Annotated in this window: 18 protein-coding genes; 15 read left to right on the top strand and 3 right to left on the bottom strand. The window is 71.2% G+C overall.

Translation table 11 applies throughout. The features are described 5' to 3' along the window. Positions 1-155: 155 nt before the first annotated feature. Positions 156-935 carry a transcriptional repressor LexA gene (lexA, locus tag AC3EVP_RS14810; RefSeq protein WP_335978934.1) on the bottom strand — a complete coding sequence of 260 codons (780 nt, stop codon included), beginning with the start codon at positions 933-935 and terminating at the stop codon, positions 156-158. Between the two features lie 595 nt (positions 936-1530). Between lexA and nrdR the strand changes: the two genes are divergently transcribed. From nrdR to AC3EVP_RS14775, 7 genes are all read left to right on the top strand, one after another. Beyond that, a complete protein-coding gene (gene nrdR, locus AC3EVP_RS14805; protein WP_335978935.1) occupies positions 1531-2040 on the top strand; it encodes a transcriptional regulator NrdR in 510 nt (169 codons plus the stop codon). Between the two features lie 118 nt (positions 2041-2158). Further along, entirely contained in the window at positions 2159-5050 is a 2892-nt protein-coding gene (locus AC3EVP_RS14800; RefSeq protein WP_435130231.1) for a vitamin B12-dependent ribonucleotide reductase, read from the top strand. Positions 5051-5255: 205 nt separating this feature from the next. Continuing rightward, entirely contained in the window at positions 5256-5861 is a 606-nt protein-coding gene (locus AC3EVP_RS14795) for a YdbC family protein (protein ID WP_335978939.1), read from the top strand. Between the two features lie 81 nt (positions 5862-5942). Next, positions 5943-6605 (top strand): phosphoglycerate mutase family protein, encoded by a 663-nt coding sequence (locus AC3EVP_RS14790; RefSeq protein WP_335978941.1) that lies wholly within the window; start codon positions 5943-5945, stop codon positions 6603-6605. Between the two features lie 212 nt (positions 6606-6817). Further along, positions 6818-7708, top strand: a complete 891-nt coding sequence (locus tag AC3EVP_RS14785) for an ADP-ribosylglycohydrolase family protein (RefSeq protein WP_435130247.1) — start codon at positions 6818-6820, stop codon at positions 7706-7708. Positions 7709-7791: 83 nt separating this feature from the next. After that, positions 7792-8478 carry a ribonuclease HII gene (rnhB, locus tag AC3EVP_RS14780; protein ID WP_335978943.1) on the top strand — a complete coding sequence of 229 codons (687 nt, stop codon included), beginning with the start codon at positions 7792-7794 and terminating at the stop codon, positions 8476-8478. A 54-nt stretch (positions 8479-8532) separates the two neighbouring features. Beyond that, complete coding sequence (locus AC3EVP_RS14775; protein ID WP_335978944.1) at positions 8533-9192, top strand: hypothetical protein; 660 nt, start codon at positions 8533-8535, stop codon at positions 9190-9192. A gap of 96 nt (positions 9193-9288) precedes the next feature. Here AC3EVP_RS14775 and AC3EVP_RS14770 read toward each other — a convergent pair whose 3' ends face one another. Further along, the gene (locus AC3EVP_RS14770; RefSeq protein ID WP_435130226.1) at positions 9289-9885 is read right to left on the bottom strand and encodes a hypothetical protein; all 597 of its coding nucleotides are present in this window, start codon (positions 9883-9885) and stop codon (positions 9289-9291) included. A gap of 340 nt (positions 9886-10225) precedes the next feature. On the opposite strand from AC3EVP_RS14770, the gene AC3EVP_RS14765 reads away from it, so the two are divergent. The 7 genes from AC3EVP_RS14765 to AC3EVP_RS14735 all read left to right on the top strand — a co-directional run bounded on the left by AC3EVP_RS14765 (position 10226) and on the right by AC3EVP_RS14735 (position 20336). Further along, positions 10226-12385, top strand: coding sequence for a RecQ family ATP-dependent DNA helicase (locus AC3EVP_RS14765; protein WP_435130223.1), 2160 nt, complete (start codon positions 10226-10228; stop codon positions 12383-12385). Positions 12386-12503: 118 nt separating this feature from the next. After that, positions 12504-13748, top strand: coding sequence for a DUF4192 domain-containing protein (locus AC3EVP_RS14760; protein WP_435130220.1), 1245 nt, complete (start codon positions 12504-12506; stop codon positions 13746-13748). Positions 13749-13949: 201 nt separating this feature from the next. Further along, positions 13950-14681: an NUDIX hydrolase gene (locus tag AC3EVP_RS14755; RefSeq protein ID WP_435130217.1), complete on the top strand. Its 732-nt coding sequence runs from the start codon at positions 13950-13952 to the stop codon at positions 14679-14681. 51 nt (positions 14682-14732) lie between these two features. Further along, positions 14733-16523 (top strand): ATP-binding cassette domain-containing protein, encoded by a 1791-nt coding sequence (locus AC3EVP_RS14750; protein WP_435130214.1) that lies wholly within the window; start codon positions 14733-14735, stop codon positions 16521-16523. Between the two features lie 105 nt (positions 16524-16628). Beyond that, a complete protein-coding gene (locus AC3EVP_RS14745) occupies positions 16629-17537 on the top strand; it encodes a FadR/GntR family transcriptional regulator (protein WP_435130211.1) in 909 nt (302 codons plus the stop codon). Positions 17538-17802: 265 nt separating this feature from the next. Beyond that, entirely contained in the window at positions 17803-19365 is a 1563-nt protein-coding gene (locus AC3EVP_RS14740) for an RNA polymerase sigma factor (protein WP_335978954.1), read from the top strand. 134 nt (positions 19366-19499) lie between these two features. After that, positions 19500-20336, top strand: a complete 837-nt coding sequence (locus AC3EVP_RS14735; protein ID WP_435130208.1) for a S1 family peptidase — start codon at positions 19500-19502, stop codon at positions 20334-20336. Positions 20337-20543: 207 nt separating this feature from the next. On the opposite strand, the gene AC3EVP_RS14730 is transcribed toward AC3EVP_RS14735, so the two are convergent. Then, entirely contained in the window at positions 20544-20774 is a 231-nt protein-coding gene (locus AC3EVP_RS14730; protein WP_435130205.1) for a DUF7455 domain-containing protein, read from the bottom strand. A 405-nt stretch (positions 20775-21179) separates the two neighbouring features. On the opposite strand from AC3EVP_RS14730, the gene AC3EVP_RS14725 reads away from it, so the two are divergent. Then, positions 21180-23300 (top strand): DNA gyrase/topoisomerase IV subunit B, encoded by a 2121-nt coding sequence (locus AC3EVP_RS14725; RefSeq protein ID WP_335978959.1) that lies wholly within the window; start codon positions 21180-21182, stop codon positions 23298-23300. The last annotated feature ends 172 nt before the right edge of the window (positions 23301-23472 follow it).

The following is a 23472-nucleotide window of genomic DNA, read 5'->3' as shown; positions in this document are numbered from 1 at the left end:
TGTGTGGTCCTTGTCCCCCCGCACGGGCGTCCGCGGCTGCCAAGGTGCCCGAGGCGTGGGAAAGGCCCGGAGAACCGCGGTGGCGGTCTCCCGGGCCTTGGTCGCGTCCCCGGTCGGCCGATGTCCGGCCGTGCCCCGTGGTCGGGGACCCTGCGTCAGATCCGGCGCAGCACGGCGACGACCTTGCCGAGGATCGTGGCCTCGTCGCCGGGGATGGGCTGGTAGGCGGCGTTGTGCGGCAGCAGCCAGACGTGGCCGTTGTCCCGCTTGAAGCGCTTGACGGTCGCCTCTCCGTCCAGCATCGCCGCCACGATGTCGCCGTTCTCGGCGACGGGCTGGCGCCGTACGGTGACCCAGTCGCCATCGCAGATCGCCGCCTCGATCATCGAGTCGCCGACCACCTTGAGCACGAACAGCTCGCCGTCCCCGACGAGTTGGCGCGGCAGCGGGAAGACGTCCTCGACCGACTCCTCGGCGAGGATGGGGCCGCCGGCCGCGATCCGGCCGACCAGCGGCACATAGGACGCGGACGGCTTGCCGGTGGTGTCGGTGGGCTGCGCGTGGCCGGCGTCGGACGCGCGGACCTCGTAGGCGCGCGGCCGGTGCGGGTCGCGGCGCAGGAAGCCCTTGCGCTCCAGCGCCATGAGCTGGTGGGCGACCGAGGACGTGCTCGACAGGCCGACGGCCTGGCCGATCTCGCGCATGGACGGCGGATAACCGCGGCGCTGCACCGAGTCCCTGATCACCTCGATGACGCGGCGCTGACGCTCGGTCAACCCCGAGCTGTCGGCGCGAATTCCCGGGGGCCGTCCGGGCAGCGCGCGTGCCGGCTTGGGGCTGCTGTCTTCGTTCGCGACGTCCAACGGGCCGATTCCGTCCGGGGAGCGGTCATGGGCGGGCAATGTGCCGGTGGCGCTCTCTGCGGTGGTGGTCACGGCGGCCCCTTTCGAGTTGTTCTCCACCGCATGGACTGCGGTCGGCCCGTCTCCGCGTGCGGGCAGTTAGTACAACGGTAGTGGGTTTCGAAAGGTTGCGCCAAACACACGTTCGAGTGAATTAGCAAAAATCCGCTGACGTGATCAAGGTACCGGGTGTATAGATCGAATGGAAGTTCGAATCCGACTCCGCTGCCGCCATGCCGACTCGAAGGCTCGCGAGATCTGGCCGAGGCGACGATCGAACGTCGTTCGATATCGGGTCGGGTCCGCGGATTCCGGCCGGCCCAGTCTCGCACCGTGTCCTGGAAAGCGCCCCGCGGATTCGTCCCCGTACGCTCCGGCGCGCCGCGAACGCCCTCCGTGGCCGCCGGCCCCGGCGCGACACGCGGATGGCACCCCTTGGTGCGGCGCCACCAGATCTAGTGGTTGGATAGGGCCCGGCCACCACAAGTTGTGGTTTCCAAGCAGGCCCCGTGGCTCCTGTGCCACCGCCATCGCCTATGCTTGAGGCTGCTCTCGCAGGTTCCGGCAGGAACCCGTCGGAGCTTGTTCGCCATGCGCTCACCGCGGGTGAGGGAGGGAGTGGAAGACCGTGCACTGCCCCTTCTGCAGACACCCCGACAGCCGCGTCGTCGACAGCCGGACCACCGATGACGGTGCCGCGATCCGACGCCGGCGTCAGTGTCCCGACTGCGGGAGGCGCTTCACCACCGTCGAGTCGGCCTCGCTGATGGTGATCAAGCGCAGCGGCGTCACGGAGCCCTTCAGTCGCACCAAGGTGATCGCGGGCGTGCGCAAGGCATGCCAGGGCCGCCCGGTGACCGAGGACGCCCTCGCGCTGCTCGGCCAGCGGGTCGAGGAGGCGGTCCGGGCCACCGGCAGCGCCGAGCTGTCGACGCACGACGTGGGACTGGCCATACTCGGCCCGCTCCAGGAGCTCGATCTCGTCGCCTACCTGCGCTTCGCGAGCGTCTACCGGGCCTTCGACTCGCTCGACGACTTCGAGCGGGCCATCACGGAGCTGCGCGAGCAGCTCCCACCCACCACTCCCGGCGGGCTTGACGAGGACCTCGGGGTCCCCGCGCCCGCGGCCGCCGACTGACCGGCGCCGGGACACGGATTTGCCGAGGCGCCGCCAGCGCGCCGAGGCGGCAGACAACACACGGTGCTGCGGGGAAGAACCGCGCACATCAGGGCGTTTGCCCATATTGGGAGGCGGAATGACAGAGACGACGAGCGGCCCGGCACGCGGTTCACGCACCAAGGGGTCGAAGGCGAGCAAGGGCCTGCGTATCGAGCGCATCCACACCACCCCCGGCGTGCACCCGTACGACGAGGTGGTGTGGGAGCACCGTGACGTCGTCATGACGAACTGGCGCGACGGATCGATCAACTTCGAGCAGCGCGGTGTCGAGTTCCCCGACTTCTGGTCGGTGAACGCGGTGAACATCGTGACGAGCAAGTACTTCCGCGGCGCGGTGGGCAGCCCGAAGCGCGAGAAGAGCCTCAAGCAGCTGATCGACCGGGTCGTGCTCACCTACCGCAAGGCGGGCGAGGAGCACGGCTACTTCACCGGCCCCGCGGACGCGGAGATCTTCGAGCACGAACTGACGTACGCGCTGCTGCACCAGGTGTTCAGCTTCAACTCCCCGGTGTGGTTCAACGTGGGCACCGCCCAGCCGCAGCAGGTCTCCGCCTGCTTCATCCTGTCCGTCGACGACTCGATGGACTCGATCCTCGACTGGTACAAGGAAGAGGGGATGATCTTCAAGGGCGGCTCCGGCGCCGGCCTGAACCTCTCCCGCATCCGCTCCTCCAAGGAACTGCTCTCCTCCGGCGGCAACGCCTCGGGGCCGGTCTCCTTCATGCGCGGCGCCGACGCGTCCGCCGGCACCATCAAGTCGGGCGGCGCCACCCGCCGTGCCGCCAAGATGGTGGTCCTGGACGTCGACCACCCCGACGTCGAGGCGTTCATCGAGACCAAGGTCAAGGAAGAGCAGAAGATCCGCGCGCTGCGCGACGCCGGCTTCGACATGGACCTCGGCGGGGACGACATCACCTCCGTCCAGTACCAGAACGCGAACAACTCCGTCCGCGTCAACGACGAGTTCATGAAGGCCGTCGAGAAGGGCGGGCAGTTCGGCCTGCGCGCCCGGATGACCGGTGAGGTCATCGAGCAGGTCGACGCCAAGTCGCTGTTCCGGAAGATGGCCGAGGCCGCCTGGGCCTGTGCCGACCCCGGCATCCAGTACGACGACACGATCAACCACTGGCACACCTCGCCCGAGAGCGGCCGCATCACCGCGTCCAACCCGTGCAGCGAGTACATGCACCTGGACAACTCGAGCTGCAACCTCGCCTCGCTCAACCTGCTGAAGTTCCTGCGCCACGACGACGAGGGCCGCCAGACCTTCGACGCGGAGCGCTTCGCCAAGGTCGTCGAGCTGGTCATCACCGCGATGGACATCTCGATCTGCTTCGCGGACTTCCCGACGGAGAAGATCGGCGAGACCACCCGCGCCTTCCGCCAGCTCGGCATCGGCTACGCGAACCTGGGCGCGCTGCTCATGGCGACCGGCCACGCGTACGACTCGGACGGCGGCCGCGCGCTCGCCGGAGCGATCACCTCGCTGATGACCGGCACCTCCTACAAGCGGTCCGCCGAACTGGCCGCGGTCGTGGGCCCGTACGAGGGCTACGCCCGGAACTCCGACGCCCACAAGCGCGTCATGAAGCAGCACTCCGACGCCAACTCCGTCGCCAAGCGCATGGACGACCTCGACACCCCGGTGTGGGCCGCGGCGACCGAGGCGTGGCAGGACGTCATCCGCCTCGGCGAGAAGAACGGTTTCCGCAACGCCCAGGCCTCGGTGCTCGCCCCCACCGGCACCATCGGCCTGATGATGGACTGCGACACCACGGGCGTGGAGCCCGACCTGGCGCTGGTGAAGTTCAAGAAGCTGGTCGGCGGCGGCTCGATGCAGATCGTGAACAACACCGTCCCGGTCGCGCTCAAGCGCCTGGGGTACCAGGAAGAGCAGATCGAGGCGATCGTCGCCCACATCTCCGAGCACGGCAACGTGATCGACGCGCCCGGCCTGAAGACCGAGCACTACGAAGTCTTCGACTGCGCCATGGGCGACCGCGCGATCTCGGCCATGGGCCACGTCCGGATGATGGCCGCGGCGCAGCCCTTCCTGTCGGGTGCCATCTCCAAGACGGTCAACCTGCCGGAGTCCGCGACCGTCGAGGAGGTCGAGGAAGTCTACTACGAAGGCTGGAAGCTCGGCCTGAAGGCGCTGGCGATCTACCGCGACAACTGCAAGGTCGGCCAGCCGCTGTCGGCGAAGAAGAAGCCGGACACCACGGCCGACGCCGGCACCGAGGAAGCACTTCCCGCGCAGGTCGAGAAGGTCGTCGAGTACCGCCCGGTCCGCAAGCGCCTGCCCAAGGGCCGCCCGGGGATCACCACCTCCTTCACCGTCGGCGGCGCCGAGGGTTACATGACGGCCAACTCCTACCCGGACGACGGGCTCGGCGAGGTCTTCCTGAAGATGTCCAAGCAGGGCTCGACCCTCGCGGGCATGATGGACGCCTTCTCCATCGCCGTCTCCGTCGGCATGCAGTACGGCGTCCCGCTGGAGACCTACGTCTCGAAGTTCACCAACATGCGCTTCGAGCCGGCCGGCCTGACCGACGACCCGGACGTGCGGATGGCGCAGTCCATCGTGGACTACATCTTCCGCCGCCTGGCGCTGGACTTCCTGCCCTTCGAGACCCGCTCGGCGCTCGGCATCCACTCGGCCGAGGAGCGTCAGCGGCACCTGGACACCGGCTCCTACGAAGCCGGTGAGGACGACGTCGACGTCGAGGGCCTGGCGCAGTCCGCGCCGCGCCACGTGGAGGCCCCCAAGCCCTTGTCGGCGGCCAAGCCCGCGGCTCCCGCGGAGGCCCCGGCTCCCAAGGAGGCGCACAACTCCACGGAGCTGCTGGAGATCCAGCTCGGTCTGAACGCCGACGCGCCGCTGTGCTTCTCCTGCGGCACCAAGATGCGCCGCGCCGGCAGCTGCTACCTCTGCGAGGGCTGCGGCTCCACCAGCGGCTGCAGCTGAGCTGGAAGGCGGATCTGCCGATCTGCCGTGACCTCCGGTAGGGACGGCTGAGCCGCGCTGAGAGCAGCGCGAAGGGGCGCCGACATTCCGTCGGCGCCCCTTCGCGTGTCGTTCGCGGCCCCGGGGCGGGCCCGCAGAGACGCCGCCGGCATGTGCGCAGCCGGAATACGACGGCTGGGGCGCCCGGCGCGACTACGATGGCGCGGTGTTGGTCAAGTGGATACGCTGCGGGGTCGTCGATCGGCCCGGATTCGACCGGGGACAACGGCGGTGGGCGGCGCTGCGGCAGCAGCCCGGGTTCCTCGGCCAGGGCGGCGGCTGGAGCCGCGCCCAGCCGGGAGTGGCGCACATCTTCGGGTTCTGGGACGGCCGGAGCGCGTACGACGCCTTCATGGCCGGCCCGCACGGCGGCTTCGTCGCCGGACAGCAGGGCACGTACGAAATGCTCGCGGTGCGGCTGTTCGAACACCAGCTGGATGTGAAGGTCGGTTTCGAGCCGCTCTTCGCCGACACCGATCTGCTCAGGGTCGCGCTGTGCAAGGTGCGGCCGGAGCGGGTCGAGCACTTCACGCAGATGCAGGAGCGGGTGTGGAACCCGGCCATGGCCGGATCACCCGGGATGCTGCGCGGCGCCTTCGGCCGGGGGGAGTCGGACGACTTCCTGGTGCTGTCGATGTGGGATTCGGCCACGGAGCACGGCAAGTACCGGGAAGGGGCCGTCGAGCGGCTGTCCGAGCGCGCCGGGCTGGACGCCGACGTGCTGTCCGTGGCCGGCGACGTGGTGGACGTGGTGCCGGAGTGGACGGTCTGAGCGCGAGGCCCGCTCGGACCGGTCCGGGCGGTCCGGGGGGCGGAAAGGCGCCGGGCCGGCGGGCGCAATAGGCTGGCCGGTATGGGACGTCCTCAACGCATCGTGCTCATCCGGCACGGAGAGTCCCAGGGCAACGCGGACGACAGCATCTACGAACGGGTGCCCGACCACGCCCTGGAGCTGACCGCCAACGGCCGACGGCAGGCCGCGCGGGCCGGCGCCCGTCTGCGCGAGGTGTTCGGCGGGGAGCGGGTGCAGGCGTTCGTCTCCCCGTACCGGCGCACCTGGCACACCTACGAGGAGCTGGGCCTGGACCCGGCGCTGGCACAGGCGCGCGAGGAGCCCCGGCTGCGCGAACAGGACTGGGGCAACTGGCAGGACCAGGAGGACATCCAGCGCCAGCGCAAGGCCCGCGACGCCTACGGCCACTTCTTCTACCGTTTCGCGATGGGGGAGAGCGGCGCCGACGTCCACGACCGGGTGGGAGCGTTCCTGGAGACTCTCTACCGGGCCTTCGACAAGCCGGACTTCCCGCCGAACGTCCTGCTGGTCACGCACGGGCTGACGATGCGGCTGTTCTGCATGCGCTGGTTCCACTGGACGGTCGAGGAGTTCGAGACGCTGTCCAACCCGTCCAACGCCGAGACCCGGATGCTCCTGCGGCAGCCCTCGGGCCGCTACATCCTGGACCGGCCGTTCGAGCGCTGGGGCACCCCCTGCCCGCCCGGCGGCGGCCTGCAGTGACGGCGGCGGCGAAGACCGCCTCCACCCCGCGCCCTGTGTGCCTGGGCGCCACCACCCGGAGCTGCTTCGTGCCGCACCCTGGCGTCGGACGGGCACACCAGTACGATGCCTCGGATGACTCCCAAGGCTCCAGCACGATGATCCCCGATTCCACCCCCGAGCAGGACCCGCCCGCTTCCGATTCCGGCCCGGCTGCCGCCTCCTACGCGGGCATGGACGCCGAACGCCTGGCACGGGCGAGTGCCGGCCTGCGCGGCCTCGCGGTCGGCGACGCGCTCGGCTCGCAGTTCTTCGTACCGGCCAACCGCCCCGCCCTCCAAAGCGGCGAACTGCCACCCGGACCCTGGGCATGGACGGACGACACCGAGATGGCCTGCTCGGTGCTGGCCGTGCTCATGGCGCACGGCCGGATCGACCAGGACGCGCTCGCCCGGTCCTTCGCCGAGCACCACGACTTCGACCGGGGCTACGGTCCGGCCGTGAACCGGATGCTGCGGCTGATCCGGCAGGAGAACGGCGACTGGCGCGAACTCGCCGCCGGGCTGTTCGACGGGCAGGGCTCCTGGGGAAACGGAGCGGCGATGCGGATAGCGCCCCTGGGCGCCTGGTACGCCGACGACCCCGAGCAGGCGGCCCGGCAGGCCGCGGCCTCCGCCGTCACCACCCATCGGCACCAGGAGGCCGTGGCCGGCGCCGTGGCCGTGGCCGTCGCCGCCGCACTGGCCGCGGGACCGGCGGGTCCCGGCACCCCGGACGCGTTCCTGGGCTCGGTGCTCGACCTGCTGCCCCGCAGCGCCGTGCGCGCAGGGGTGGAACGCGCCCGCAGCATGCTGGACTACGACGACGCGGCGACCGTCGCCGCGGTCCTCGGCTGCGGCCGCCGCACCAGCGCCCCCGACACAGTGCCCTTCGCCTTGTGGGCCGCCGCGCGCCATTTCGACGACTACGAGCGGGCGTTCTGGACCACCGCGCGGGTGGGCGGCGACGTGGACACCAACTGCGCGATCGTCGGCGGCATCGTCGCCGCCCGCCCCGGTGGTGCGCCGCCCGCGACCTGGACACGGCGTACCGAACCGCTACCGCAGTGGGCCGGAGTGTCCTGAGGGACACGTGGGACCAGGCGTCCATTGCCGGCCGATCACCCCTCTATGGGCGGGACGTTGCCGAGAGGTACGCTGACTGCGTCATGCCGTACGTACCACCCACCCACACCGTCGAGCGTTCGATGCGCGCCACCCTCGGCGTACGCACCGTCGCAGGTGTGGACGAGGTGGGCCGCGGCGCCTGGGCCGGACCCGTCACCGTGTGCGCGGCGGTCACCGGACTGCGGCGGCCGCCCGAGGGGCTGACCGACTCCAAGCTGATCACGCCCAAGCGCCGGACCAAGCTCGCGGCTCTGCTCGCCGACTGGGTGACGTCCTACGCGCTCGGCCAGGCGTCCCCCGAGGAGATCGACGGCCTCGGGATGACGGCGGCACTGCGGCTGGCGGCGGAACGCGCCCTGGAGGCGCTGCCCGAGCGGCCGGAGGCGGTCATCCTGGACGGCAAGCACAACTACCTGGGCGGGTCCTGGAAGGTGCGGACCGTCATCAAAGGCGACCAGTCATGTGTCGCGGTGGCGGCCGCGTCCGTGATCGCCAAGGTGCGGCGTGACACCGCGATGGCCGAACTCGGCGTGGAATACACCCCGTTCGCGTTCGCGGACAACGCCGGTTATCCGTCACCGGTGCACCGTGCGGCACTGGAGGAACTGGGCCCGACCTCCCAGCACCGGCTGTCCTGGTCGTACCTGGACACGATGCCGCGCTGGCAGCACCTCAAGAAGGTGCGGAACGACGCCGACACAGGGGAACAACTCGGTTTCGATTTCTGATTCGGGCGCCACCCCCCGCTGCGCATCCACAGCGCGTTTGATAGACATCAACTCATGCCTCTCACCCCCGAGGAGCCTCAGATTCACGAGAGCGTCCCGGGTCCCCGCACTGCTCCGGCCGCCGGCCGGAGTGCGTCGACCCCCCGTCCAGTCCCCGGCCCGCCGCGACCCGCGGCTCCGCGCCCCACGCCGTCCAGGGAATCCGCGGCCGCGGGTGTCGGTCCGGGCCGTCCCGGACCCAACCGGCCCGCGGGCAAGAGCGGACCGGTGACCCCGGCCGCGCCGCCCGCCGCCCCCTCCGCACAACAGCCCGCCGCCAAGAGCGCGTCCGCCCAGATCCAGCTCATCCCCGCGCCGGAGTCCGGTGCGGTCGACGCGGCCGACGAAACGGTTGACCTGCTGCTGGACACCGGGCGTCCGCCCGGCGAGATCCTGGTGCTGACCGCGGGCGAGCAGCACCCGTGGGCCGCGCACGAGCTGTCCTTCGGCGAGGCGTCCTACTGGGCGCAGCACGAAGCAGCCGACGACGTGTTCTACGCCGACATCCGCGCCGACCGGGCCACCGGTCGCCCCGTCGTGGTCGTCGCGCTCAACGGCGGTGACGACGAGGGCATGTCGCGTGCGCTGGCGGGGGCACTGGCCCGTGCCGGTGTGCTGCTGATCGTGTGCGGCGACCCTGCCCGGATCAACGGACTGCTCGGCGCCAGCGCCTGAACGGGCGCTCGGCCGGGCCGCGGTAGGAAGGCCCCGCGCCTTTCCGGCCGGGTCCCTGCCGCGGTCTCGCCCTGTCGCGGGAGCTTTCCGCCGGGCTCAGCGCACGGCCGCCCGGCGCCCGGCCATCGGGGCGTCCTGCGGCAGCGGGGCGTGCGCCGGCGGGTTCGCCGACCGGGCGGGTGCGGAGTGGGCGTTGGGGGTACGGCCGGCGCGGCTCTCGCCGATGACGTTCCAGCCGTCGTCGGTGAGGGTGACGTACGACCCGCAGCGCAGCCCGTGCAGCGTGCAGGCGTCGCGCAGCCCCCACATCCAGGCGCCGTCCTCCGCGGTCCACCCGGGACCGCCCTCCCGGCACACCATGAGGACCGCGACCCGTACGGGGTGGCGGAGCCGCAGGTCGTGCGGGATGACCCGGCGCAGGTGGGAGAGCAGGGCGTTGCGGCGCTCCCACCCGTCGAGCACCCCGTCGCGGCCGGTGAACGAGGCGCTGGCCCTGATCCTGCCGTCCGGGTCGTAGACCGCGACGACCGCGGTCGACGGCGTGGGCAGGTGTCTGGCGTGCAGGTCCTTGATGACATCGCGCGGGCTCGCCAGCATCGGCACACCGCTGCCGGCCCACTCGGCCGGCTCCATGCTGCGCGACACCCGGGGGGAACCGGCGGACGAGGTCTCAGGAACGAACCCGATGGTCACGGTCCTCCCTTCGCGGATGCACCCGTGGACCGGGCGCGGGCGCACGCCGGTCAAGGGGCTCGGAGAGCCGATCGGGAATCCACGGCCAATTCTTCCTCTCGTACTGCCTTGCGGCAACGGGCAATTGGCGGCAACGACCGGTATGGCAACGTCCGCCGGATAGATCCCACCCGGATGATCGACTCGGCCGCGCACTGCCGGGACCAGCGGGAACGCGGCGGAAACCGGGGGCGGCACCCCCGTCGCCCGCCGTGGCCGCCTCCGGACCCGCGGTGTCGGACGGTCCGTCCCTGGGGGTGGGGATTGGGACGATGACAGTGCTGTGGGGTTGCATGGGGGCATGAGCAACCAGGAGCTGCGCGCGGAGGCCGATCTGATCCTTGCCGAGCTGGTGGGCGCCGCGGAGGGCGCCGCGCGGCTGCGGGAGGACCAGTGGCAGGCGGTGGCCGCGCTGGTGCAGGAGCGCCGGCGCGCGCTCGTGGTCCAGCGCACCGGCTGGGGCAAGTCGGCGGTGTACTTCGTCGCCACGGCGCTGCTGCGGCGACGCGGCGCCGGTCCCACGGTGATCATCTCCCCGCTGCTGGCTCTGATGCGCAACCAGGTCGAGGCGGCGGCCCGCGCCGGCATCCGGGCGCGGACGATCAACTCTGCCAACCCGGAGGAGTGGGAGACGATCTACGGGGAGGTGGAGCGGGGGGAGACGGACGTGCTGTTGGTCAGCCCCGAACGCCTCAACTCCGTCGACTTCCGCGACCAGGTGCTGCCCGAGCTCGCGGCCACGACCGGTCTGCTGGTGGTCGACGAGGCGCACTGCATCTCCGACTGGGGCCACGACTTCCGGCCCGACTACCGCCGGCTGCGGGCGATGCTCGCCGAGCTGCCGACCGGCGTACCGGTGCTGGCCACCACCGCGACCGCCAACGCGCGCGTCACCGCCGACGTGGCCGAGCAACTGGGCACCGGCGCCGGCGAGGCGCTGGTGCTCAGGGGCACGCTCGAACGGGAGAGCCTGCGGCTGGGCGTGATCCGGCTCCCCGACGCCGCGCACCGCCTGGCCTGGCTCGCGGAGCACCTCGAGGAGCTGCCGGGCTCCGGGATCGTCTACACCCTCACGGTCGCCGCGGCCGAGGAGGCGACCGCGTTCCTGCGCCAGCGCGGTTTCGAGGTGGCCTCGTACACCGGGAAGACGGAGAACGCCGAGCGGCTGCAGGCCGAGATGGACCTGCAGGAGAACCGGGTCAAGGCGCTGGTCGCGACATCGGCACTGGGCATGGGGTACGACAAGCCGGACCTGGGCTTCGTGGTCCACCTCGGCTCTCCGTCCTCGCCGATCGCCTACTACCAGCAGGTGGGCCGTGCCGGGCGCGGTGTCGCGCACGCCGACGTGCTGCTGCTGCCCGGCAGGGAGGACGAGGCGATCTGGCGCTACTTCGCCGACACCGCCTTCCCGCCCGAGGGACAGGTCCGGCAGACCCTCGCGACCCTCGCCGACGCGGGCCGGCCGCTGTCCGTACCTGCTCTGGAAGCGGCGGTGGACCTCCGGCGCGGCCGGCTGGAGACGATGCTGAAGGTGCTGGACGTCGACGGCGCGGTCCGGCGCGTGAAGGGCGGCTGGGCGTCCACCGGCGACGAGTGGGTCTACGACGCGGAGCGCTACGCCTGGGTGGCCCGGCAGCGCGCGGCCGAGCAGCAGGCCATGCGCGACTACGTCGGCACCACCCAGTGCCGGATGGAGTTCCTGCGGCAGCAGCTCGACGACGAGGGCGCGGTTCCCTGCGGCCGCTGCGACAACTGCGCGGGCGCGTGGATCGAGGCGGCCGTCTCCGCGGGCGCGTTGACCGGTGCGGCCAAGGAACTGGACCGGCCCGGAGTGGAGGTCGAGCCGCGGCGGATGTGGCCCACCGGGATGGCCGCGCTCGGCGTCGACCTCAAGGGCCGCATCCCGGCCCAGGAGCAGTGTTCGACGGGGCGGGCCCTGGGCAGGCTGTCGGACATCGGGTGGGGCAACCGGCTGCGGCCGCTGCTGGCCGAGGACGCGCCCGACGTCGCGGTGCCCGACGAGGTCCTGCGTGCCGCCGTGGCGGTGCTGGCCGACTGGGCCCGCTCCGCCGGGGGATGGTCATCCGGTGCGCCGGACGCCCCGGCGCGGCCGGTCGGTGTCGTCGCCGTTCCGTCCCTCACCCGCCCCCAGCTGGTCGGTTCACTGGCCCAGGGGATCGCATCGGTCGGCCGCATGCCGTTCCTGGGCAGCCTGACGTACACCGGCGGGAACGGGGCGCACGCCGCACGCCGGAGCAACTCCGCGCAGCGGCTGAAGGCACTGTCCGGAGCGTTCACGGTCTCCGAGGAGTTGGCGGGCGCCTTGGCGGCGTCGCCGGGTTCCGTCCTGCTGGTGGACGACTCGACCGACTCCGGGTGGACCCTCGCGGTCTGCGCGCGGCTGCTGCGGCAGGCGGGCAGCGGGCCGGTCCTTCCGCTGGTCCTCGCCGCGGCGGGCTGATCGCCGGGCCCGAAGGACGGATGGTCCGGGCGCCGTGCGGACGTCCTGCCCGGAAGTTGTCCACAGCCGAACGGGTGGTCGGCCGCGGGAAGGCCGGGCGATGCGTCATCGTCGAGTCATGACACAGAGCGACGAAATTCAGCACGGAGAGTCATCGGATCGCCCGACGGAGGTCAAGGTCACGCTGCGCGGCCCCGGAGAACTGGCGGACGCGCTGCCCTATCTGCTCGGTTTCCAACCGACCGACAGCCTGGTCCTCGTGGCCCTGCACGGCGAGCACGGCCGCTTCGGCGGGAGGCTGCGGGTGGCCCTGCCCGAGAGCCCGGAGGAGTGGCCGGTCTGCGCCGGCCGCCTCGCCGAGTGCCTGGTGCGGAACAGCACCCGCCGGACCGGGCGCCCCGACGCGGCCGTGGTCTTCCTCTGCCAGGACCCGGCCGAGGGCGAGCGGCCGTCGGACGTGGTGGAGCGGCTGCGCCCGCTCGCCCAGCGGCTGCGGGTCGCCTGCGGGGAACTGGACGTGCCGGTGATCGAGGCGCTGTGCGTGTCGGCCGGCCGCTGGTGGTCCTACTGCCTGCCGGACCGCACGCCGTCGCCCGCCGAGGGCACCGCCCTCCCACCGCCGGGCAGCACCGAAATGGCCGTCACCGCCGCGTCCGTCGGGCTGCCGGTGCCCGGCCCGCTGCGGGACATCGAGGCGCGGCTGCGGCCGTCGGCGGCCGACGACCACCACAAACAGGAGGTCGCGCTCGACATCGCGTGCGCCGAACTGCTGCCGCGGATGCTGACCGGCGACCGCGTCGAGGAAGCCCGCCGCCGCACACTCGGGCTGACCCGTGCGGCGCTGGAGAGGTTCCGGGCCGCGCCGCGGCTCGACGAACCGGTCCGGGCCGACGAGCAGGACGACGCTCTCCTCGATGAGGACGAGGCGGCGGTCATGATCCTCGGCCTCCAGGACAAGGCCGTCCGCGACCGTGCCGCGGAGTGGGCGGAGCCCGGGCAGGCCGACGCGGCGGTGCGGCTGTGGCGTGCGCTGGCCCGGCGCTGCGTCGGCCCCTACCAGGACCATGCGGCCACTCCGCTCACCCTCGCCGGCTGGGTCGCCTGGTCCACCGGGGACGAGACCGAGGCCCGGGTCGCCCTGCGGATGGCGCTGGACCTCGACCCGGACTACACCTTCGCCCGGCTGCTGCACACCTCCGTCAACGAGGGCCTGGACCCCGAGCTGCTGCGGCGCAGCATGCGCCAGGAGCGGCGCAAACGGGTGCTCGGAAGGGCCGCGCTGCACCGCGGCCCGATCGGTCCGGCCGGCCGCGGCCCCGCCCACCGCGCGCCCAAGGGCCGCCGCAGCAGGACCCGCCGGTGAGCAGCCGCACAGCTCGTGTGCTTCCGGCGGGCCCGCGGCGCGCGGACACCGCGCCGCACGCCACCGGGAAGCCGTCGGGCGCAGGCGGCGGCGGGCGGAGCGGGGGAGGCGCGACGGGCGGCGGACGGGAATCTCCGCCGGCCGGCTGTCAAGATCGCCGATCCGGCTGTTTATCGTCAGGGAGACGACTAGGATCGCGTCATGTCGCCCTACGACCCGTCGGCCTTCCCGCCCTTTGCCGTCACCGTCGACCTGGTGGTGCTCACGGTTCGGCATCACGCGCTGTGCGCGCTCACGGTGCGCAGGGGAGAGGCTCCGTTCCAGGGCCGATGGGCGCTGCCGGGTGGTTTCGTCCGCGACGAGGAGGACCTCTCGCAGGCGGCGGCCCGCGAGTTGGCCGAGGAGACGGGTCTGCACGCTCAAAGCGGTGCCCACCTGGAGCAACTCGCCACGTACGGCGATCCGCAGCGCGACCCGCGGATGCGGGTGGTCAGCGTCGCGCATCTGGTGCTGGCCCCGGACCTGCCGGCGCCCCGTGCCGGTGGCGACGCGCGCAGCGCCCGCTGGGCGCCGGTCGACACGCTCCTGACGGACAACGGCCAGGACCTGGGAGAGGCGGCGCCGCTCGCTTTCGACCATGGGCGCATCCTCGCCGACGGGGTGGAACGGGCCCGGTCGAAGATCGAGTACTCCTCGCTGGCCACGGCGTTCTGCCCGCCGGAGTTCACCGTCGGCGAGCTGCGGCGGGTCTACGAGGCGGTCTGGGGCGTGGCGCTCGACCCGCGCAACTTCCACCGGAAGGTGACGGGGACGGTCGGGTTCCTGGTGCCGACCGGGGGCACGACGACACGTCAGGGTGGGCGCCCGGCGCAGCTGTTCAGGGCGGGTGGCGCCGCGCTGCTGAATCCGCCGATGCTCCGACCAGAGGTGTAGTTTCGGGGGTTTTGTCCATTTTGCTGGTCATTTCGGCGTTATGGTGCTGGGGTGATCCAGGCCATCGGACTGACCAGCTTGTCCCGCCGCAACACCCCGCCCGCCGTCGCCGACCTGACCTTCGAGGTGCGGGAGGGCGAGGTGACCGGCCTGCTCGGACCGGCCGGTGCGGGCAAGTCCACCGCGCTCCGGCTCCTGCTCGGGGTGCAGCAGGGCCGTGGCGCCACCCTCGTCGACGGCCGCCCCCTGCACGAACTGGCCCGCCCCACCGACGAGATCGGCGCGGTGCTGGGGGACGTCCCCGGCCACCCCCGCCGCAGCGCCCGCGGACATCTGCGCATGCTCTGCTCCGCCCACGGGCTGCCGCTCTCGCGCGCCGACGAGGTCCTGGAACTGGTCGGGTTGGACGCGGTCGCGGACGAACGGCTCGACACGCACTCGCTCGCCATGGACCGCCGGCTCGGCTTCGCCGTCGCGCTGCTCTCCCGCCCGAGGGCCCTGATCCTGGATGACCCCGCGCACGAGTTGCCGCCGCGCGAGGCCGCCTGGGTCCACCAACTGGTGCGCGGGCACGCGGCCGAAGGCGGCGCTGTGCTGCTCGCGGGCCGGGACGCGGGCGCGCTGGCCCGCACAGCGGACCGCGTACTCGCGCTGGACGGCGGCCGGCTCGTCGCCGACGAGGCGGCGGCGCAGTTCGCGCGCAGCCGCATGCGGCCGTACGTGGCGGTCCGGTCGCCGTACGCCCAGCGGCTGGCGGCACTGCTCAGCGACGACGGCGCCGAAGTGGTCAGCGCGAGCGGCAGCCGTATCGCCGTGTACGGCACGACCTCCGCGGCGGTGGGCGAGACCGCCTACCGGCACGGCATCCTGCTGCACGAGTTGGCCGACACCTCGGCGGACCGGCTCGACCGGACCCGGGCCGAGGCCGAGCCGCCGCAGCCCGCGGTGCCGCAGTCCGCCCTGCCGCGGCAGCGCGGCGAGCGCCGCAAGCCCCGGCGGGTCGGGCGCCGCCCGGGTCCGGTCCGGCCGATCCGCTACGAGCTCCGGCGCGCGTTCGGGGTGCGCACGCCCTGGCCCACCGTGTTCGGCGCACTGCTGTGCTCGGCGCTCGCCGGCGTGCTGATCGCCCGGGCCGGTGTGGCGCACACCTCGGTGCTGCGGGTGCTGTCGGGCTGGGCCCCCGAACTGCCGCTGCCTGCCGCGGCGATCGGGTCCGGACTGCTCGGTGCGCTCAGCTACGGCCAGGAGTTCCGCTATCCCGCTCTCGCGCCCGGTCATGGTCCCGAGCCGCGCAGTTCCCGGCTGCTCGGCGCCAAACTTGTCGTAGGGGCGGTGTCCGCCCTGCTGCTCACCGCCGCGGCCACGGCCGTCGACGTCGGCGTACTGAGGCTGCTCACCGCCCGCGGCCGCGTGCCCGACCCCTGGGCCCATCCCGCCGCGCTGGCCGGGAGCGCCGCGCTGGCGGTCGGGTGCTGCTGGGCCGGTGTGCTGGCCGCTGCGGTCTTCCGTACCACCGCGCTCGGTGTGTCCGCGGTGCTCGCGGTGCCGCTGCTCGCCGTACCGGCCGTACGAGCACTGCTCGGTGGGCCGCAGCTGAAGGAACTCGGCGACGCCGGCGGGGCGTTGTGGTCGGTGGTGTGCGGAGTGTCGCAGGGCGGCGGCGGGGGCGTGGCCAAGGCGCTGCGCTTCGCCGGGCAACCCCTCTTCCTGGGGCTGGTGTTGCTGCTGGTTGTGCTTGTTGCGGCCTTCGCGGCAAGCGCGTTGCGCGGGCGGCGGCAAGGGCGGCGGTCAACTGCGGTGCCCACCGGAGGAAGTGCGCCGCTTCCCGGGGACGAGGGGTGATTCCTCCAGAAAAGACGTCAATGATCAGGTGATGAGTGCTCACCCTTTCGTGTGCTTTTCAGCAAAGCCCTCAAGGCCGGGTTCGGCATCGCCGACAAAGGATGCGTGAGTACCCTTGCGCATTCCATGATGACCGCGGCCCGTTCTGCCGACTCCGGCATTGCCGGTTCGGGCGAGCTCGATCGCTATCCGTACCCCGAAGCCCCCGGTGGAGACCGTCCCGGGCTCAACGCCTGGGAAGGGGTCGAGCCCGACATGGGCCGGGTCGGCCGCCGTGCCGGAGGCAGCCGCGGCCGGGGTCTGCACGGCCAACTCGTCCAGCAGCTCGGTCAGATGATCGTCTCCGGTGACCTGGGCGCCGATCGCCCGCTGGTCCCCGAGGAGATCGGCCAGCGTTTCGAGGTCTCCCGCACCGTGGTGCGCGAGTCCTTGCGCGTGCTGGAGGCCAAGGGCCTGGTCAGCGCCCGGCCGAACGTCGGCACCCGGGTCCGTCCGGTCAGCGACTGGAACCTGCTCGACCCCGACATCATCGAATGGCGCGCCTTCGGACCCCATCGGGACGACCAGCGCCGCGAACTGCTCGAACTGCGCGCGACCATCGAGCCGGTCGCCGCCCGGCTCGCGGCCGGCCACGGCCGGGAGGACGTGCAGCAGCGGCTCGCCGACATGGCCGAGATCATGGCGCACGCCAGCTCCCAGGGTGACGCTCTCACCTTCTCCCGTGCCGACGCCGAGTTCCACACCCTGGTGCTCCAGGTGGCCGGCAACCGGATGCTGGAGCACCTGTCCGGCATCGTGTCGGCCGCCCTGCACGTCTCCGGCGGCCTCGCCACCGGGTGCGAGCGTCCGGGGGACACCTCGGTCGGTCTGCACCAGCGGATCGTCGAGGCGCTCGCGGAGGGCGACGGGGGCACCGCCGAGGCGGCGATGCGCGAACTGCTGGCCGCCTCGGCCGAGCCGGTCCCGGCGCCCGCCGCCGACCATGTCGTCCCGGCGCCGCGAGAGAAGAACTGACCTGCATCTGGCGCCGCCGCGGACCCCGATCCGGGAGTCGGCGGCGGCTCCACGTGTATGTGATGTCCCACTCTGGTATGTATAAGCGTGTTATGGGGTGTGACTCGGGCCACGTAAGCTTGGCGTAACGCTTGGCGAGGCAGTGCGATGACTTAAGAGGTGGCCGCCGCACACGCAATGTTCAACCGAATATTCGGCATCAGGACTGACGCCGAGTCGCTGTGCGGTACCACTCAGTCGTTCCCATCGTTCCGAGAGGTTGTTCGTGTCGGCCAGCACATCCCGTACGCTCCCGTCCGAGATCGCCGAATCCGAGTCTCTGATGGCGCTCATCGAGCAGGGTAAGGCCCAGGGCCAGATCGCCGGCGACGATGTGCGTCGGGCGTTCGAAGCGGACCAGATTCCGGCAACCCAGTGGAAGAACGTTCTGCGCAGCCTCAACCAGGTCCTCGACGAGGAGGGGGTGACGCTCATGGTGACCGCGGCAGAGGCGCCCAAGCGCACCCGCAAGAGCGTCGCAGCCAAGAGTCCGGCGAAGCGTACTGCCACCAAGACGGTCGCCACCAAGACGGCGGCCCCTGTCAAGAAGACCGTAGCGCCCAAGGCCCCCGCCCCGGAGGCGGTGACCGAGGCCGAGACCACGGTGGAGCCATCGGTGGAGGCGGAGAACCCAGCCAAGAAGGCGCCCGCGAAGAAGACCGCGGCGAAGAAGACGGCTGCCAAGAAGGCACCGGCCAAGAAGGCGACGGCGAAGAAGTCCGCCGGGTCCGGTGACGAGGCGGTCGAGCCGGACGAGGCACTCGAGGACGTCGCGCCCGGCAAGGGCGACGAGGACGCCGAGAAGCCGGAGTCCGAGAGCTTCGTGCTCTCCGACGACGACGAGGACGACGCGCCTGCCCAGCAGGTCGCGGTCGCCGGCGCCACCGCCGACCCGGTCAAGGACTACCTGAAGCAGATCGGCAAGGTCCCGCTGCTCAACGCCGAGCAGGAGGTCGAGCTCGCCAAGCGGATCGAGGCCGGCCTCTTCGCCGAGGACAAGCTCGCGGCCGCCGACAAGCTCGCGCCCAAGCTCAAGCGCGAGCTGGAGATCATCGCCGAGGACGGCCGCTGGGCGAAGAACCACCTGCTGGAGGCCAACCTCCGCCTCGTGGTCTCGCTGGCCAAGCGCTACACCGGCCGCGGCATGCTCTTCCTCGACCTGATCCAGGAGGGCAACCTCGGTCTGATCCGGGCGGTCGAGAAGTTCGACTACACCAAGGGCTTCAAGTTCTCCACGTACGCGACCTGGTGGATCCGGCAGGCGATCACCCGCGCCATGGCCGACCAGGCCCGCACCATCCGCATCCCGGTGCACATGGTCGAGGTCATCAACAAGCTGGCCCGCGTCCAGCGCCAGATGCTCCAGGACCTGGGCCGCGAGCCCACCCCGGAGGAACTGGCCAAGGAACTCGACATGACCCCCGAGAAGGTCATCGAGGTCCAGAAGTACGGCCGTGAGCCCATCTCGCTGCACACCCCGCTCGGCGAGGACGGCGACAGCGAGTTCGGTGACCTGATCGAGGACTCCGAGGCGGTCGTGCCGGCCGACGCGGTGAGCTTCACCCTCCTCCAGGAGCAGCTCCACTCCGTCCTGGACACCCTGTCGGAGCGCGAGGCGGGCGTGGTCTCCATGCGCTTCGGCCTCACCGACGGGCAGCCCAAGACGCTGGACGAGATCGGCAAGGTCTACGGGGTGACGCGTGAGCGCATCCGCCAGATCGAGTCGAAGACGATGTCCAAGCTGCGCCACCCGTCGCGCTCGCAGGTGCTGCGCGACTACCTGGACTGATCGCCACATCACCACCCAGCCGCGGGGGCGAGCCGACCTTCGGCCCGCCCCCGCGGCTGTTCTCTGCGGATGCGGCCTCCCGACCTGTCCATGACTCTGGGTGTGCAGAGTGAGTCACAGCGTCAGGAGGCCGTATGCGTTTCCGTGTTCGTACCGTCATCGCGTCGATAGTCGCGCTGCTGCCGGCTCTGGCGGTGCCCCTCGCACTGCCCGCCACGTCGGCGGCGGCCCATGAAGTCGTCGTGGGCGGTACTCCGACCACGACCCAGCAGGAGCCCTGGGTGGTCGCGCTGTCCAGCCGTTCGCGCTTCGGCAGTGACCGTTCCGGCCAGTTCTGCGGCGGCGTCGCGGTCGGCCCACGCACCGTGGTGACCGCCGCCCACTGCTTCGGCGAGGAAGCGCTCGGCGTGTCCGACTGGCAGCAACTGCCGGACCTCCGGGTCATCGCGGACCGCACCGATCTGACCAGCGACAGTGGCGAGGAGCTACAGCTGTCCAAGGTGTGGGTGAACCCGGACTTCGACCAGGCCACCAACGCCAACGACGTCGCGGTGATCACCCTGGCCGAGCCACTGCCGAGCGGGGCGGCCATCCCGATGGCGGATTCCTCCGACACGGATTCCTACCGCCCCGGCACCCAGGCCGAGGTCTATGGCTGGGGCGACACCACCGGAGGCGGCGACTACGCGACCACACTGCGTACCGCCGACATCTCGGTCCTTGACGACTCGGCGTGCGAACAGGCGTATCCCGGTGGGAGCGTCGGCACCTATGTGCCCGCGTCGATGATGTGCGCGGGGGAGAAGCAGGGCGGGCGGGACGCCTGCCAGGGCGACAGCGGTGGACCGCTGGTGGTCGCCGGCCGCCTGGTCGGCCTGGTGTCGTGGGGGAACGGCTGCGCGCTGGCGAACTACCCGGGCGTGTACACGCGGGTCTCCGCGATGGAAGCGCTGATCGCGCAGCACATGTGAGTCGTGACGTGGAGTGATCCACGGCAGGCGCGAGCTGCTGTCACGGGCCGCAGTGCAGGGCACCGTCGGCCTGGTGGGGCGGCCGGCGCGGGGGAGCGATGGTACAGAACGGCCGACGCGGCCTGGAGATCGGTGAAAACCCGCGGGCGGACACCCCCTCAAGGGGTCTGTCCGCCCGCGGCTCCGATTCGTCGCTGGTGCGAAGGCTCAGCGCTCGTCGTCTCCCGATGACGCCGGGTTCTCGGTCAGCCGACCGGTCTCGTCCTGTATCTCGGCTGCGATCTTCTTCAGTTCAGGCTCGAACTTGCGGCCGTGATGGGCGCAGAAGAGCAGCTCTCCACCGCTGATGAGTGTGACGCGCAGGTAGGCCTGAGCGCCGCAGCGGTCGCAGCGGTCGCCCGCTGTCAGCGGACTCGCGGGGGTCAGAACAGTAGTCACGTCGCCTCTTCTCTAGCTCGACGAGCTGTCGTACCAGGGTCAACATCCAACCAGGCCGAAAACGTTCCCGCTGACGGCATTTTCTCGGAACCGTCCTCGGTGTGACCGGGTGTTACCGATTGGCGGCGAATAGGAGTCAGTTGCGTCGGATGTCGGGTGTGGAGCTGTTGTCCGGGTCGTCCCCCGGCTGGCAACCGGGTTGTTGGAGAGGACGTGCCCGGAGCCTAAATGGTTCATGCCTCTTTGGGAACGTGACATGTGTATCACTCGTGCGGGTTATCGAACGCGCGATCGAAAACGGCTAAGATGGATCATCCGGATACCGGGTCGCGTCGGTGCCCGCCCACCCCGCATCGGTACCCTCTCACCGACACGCCTGAATATCTTGACCGAGGAGCTGCCCGCGTGACCGCCGAAACCTCCGTGCCGCCCGCCTCGATGCTGACGGGCGCAGATCGTGACGGTTCCAACTACACCGCGCGGCACCTCCTCGTCCTCGAAGGCCTCGAAGCGGTTCGCAAGCGGCCCGGTATGTACATCGGGTCCACGGACAGCCGCGGCCTGATGCACTGCATCTGGGAGATCATCGACAACGCCGTCGACGAGGCGCTGGCCGGCCACGGCGACCGGATCGAGGTGGTCCTCGGCGCCGACGGGTCCATCGAGGTCCGCGACAACGCCCGCGGCATCCCGGTGGACGTGGAGCCGAAGACGGGCCTGTCCGGCGTCGAGGTCGTCATGACGAAGCTGCACGCCGGCGGCAAGTTCGGCGGCGGCTCCTATGCCGCCTCCGGCGGTCTGCACGGCGTCGGCGCCTCGGTGGTCAACGCCCTCTCCTCGCGCCTTGACGTCGAGGTGGACCGCGGCGGCCACACGCACACCATCAGCTTCCGCCGCGGTGTGCCCGGGATCTTCACCGAGTCCGGCCCCGACGCTCCCTTCGAGCCGGCCAGCGGCGTGGTCCGCACCAAGAAGATCCCCCGCACCCGCACCGGCACCCGCGTGCGGTACTGGGCGGACCGGCAGATCTTCCTCAAGGACGCCAAGCTCTCCCTGGACACCCTCCACCAGCGTGCCCGGCAGACCGCGTTCCTCGTCCCCGGCCTCACCATCGTGGTGCGCGACGAGCGCGGCATCGAGGAGGACAAGCCGGTCGAGGACGTCTTCCACTTCGACGGCGGGATCAGCGAGTTCTGCGAGTACCTCGCCCCCGACAAGCCGATCAGCGACGTGCAGCGGCTCACCGGCAGCGGCACCTTCAAGGAGACCGTCCCCGTACTCGACGACCGCGGCCACATGACCCCCACCGAGGTCACCCGCGAACTCGGCGTCGACATCGCGCTGCGCTGGGGCACCGGATACGACACGACGCTCAAGTCCTTCGTCAACATCATCGCCACGCCCAAGGGCGGCACCCATGTGACCGGCTTCGAGCGGTCGGTCGCCAAGACGGTCAACGAGGTGCTGCGCGCCACCAAGTTGCTGCGCGTCGCCGAGGACGACATCGTCAAGGACGACGCGATGGAGGGGCTGACGGCGGTGGTCACCGTCCGGCTGGCCGAGCCGCAGTTCGAGGGGCAGACCAAGGAGGTGCTGGGCACCTCCGCCGCCAACCGGATCGTGGCCGCCGTGGTGGCCAAGGAGCTCAAGGAGTTCCTGACCTCCACCCGGCGGGACACCAAGGGCCAGGCCCGGGCGGTCCTGGAGAAGGCCGTCGCGGCCGCCAGGACCCGGATCGCCGCCCGGCAGCACAAAGAGGCCCAGCGCAGGAAGACCGCGCTGGAGACCTCCTCGCTGCCCGCGAAGCTCGCCGACTGCCGCAGCGACAACGTGGAGCGCAGCGAACTGTTCATCGTCGAGGGCGACTCGGCGCTCGGCACCGCCAAGCTGGCCCGCAACTCCGAGTTCCAGGCCCTGCTGCCGATCCGCGGCAAGATCCTCAACGTGCAGAAGTCCTCCGTCTCGGACATGCTCAAGAACGCCGAGTGCGGTGCGATCATCCAGGTCATAGGGGCCGGCTCCGGGCGCACCTTCGACATCGACCAGGCGCGCTACGGCAAGGTGATCTTCCTCGCCGACGCCGATGTCGACGGCGCCCACATCCGCTGCCTCCTGCTGACCCTCTTCCAGCGCTACATGCGCGCCATGGTCGAGGAGGGCCGGGTCTTCTCCGCGGTCCCGCCGCTGCACCGGATCGAGCTCGTCCAGCCCAAGAAGGGCCAGGACAAGTACCTGTACACCTACTCCGACGCCGAGCTGCGCCAGACCCTCCAGGACCTCAACCGGCGCAACGTCCGCTACAAGGACAGCATCCAGCGGTACAAGGGCCTCGGCGAGATGGACGCCAACCAACTGGCCGAGACGACCATGGACCCGCGCCACCGCACCCTGCGACGGATCAACATCAGCGACCTCGAAGCCGCGGAGCAGGCGTTCGACCTCCTGATGGGCAACGAGGTGGCGCCGCGCAAGGAGTTCATCTCCAGCTCCGCCTCCACCCTGGACCGCGCGCGGATCGACGTCTGACCGGCGGCCGGCCACCAGCTGTACCCGACTCAACCCGGCTTCGCCGGTCTCCGCCCGTCTCGAACGGGCCGAAACGCTCTCCACCCCCGGGTGGAGAGCGTTTTTCCACCCCTGGCTTGATCAATTGACCAGCGATTTTCCGTAGATTCGAGACATAGCAACATCGTCGAAT

The organism is Actinacidiphila sp. bgisy144 (assembly GCF_057708105.1).
This window is presented reverse-complemented; position numbering and strand designations above follow the sequence as displayed.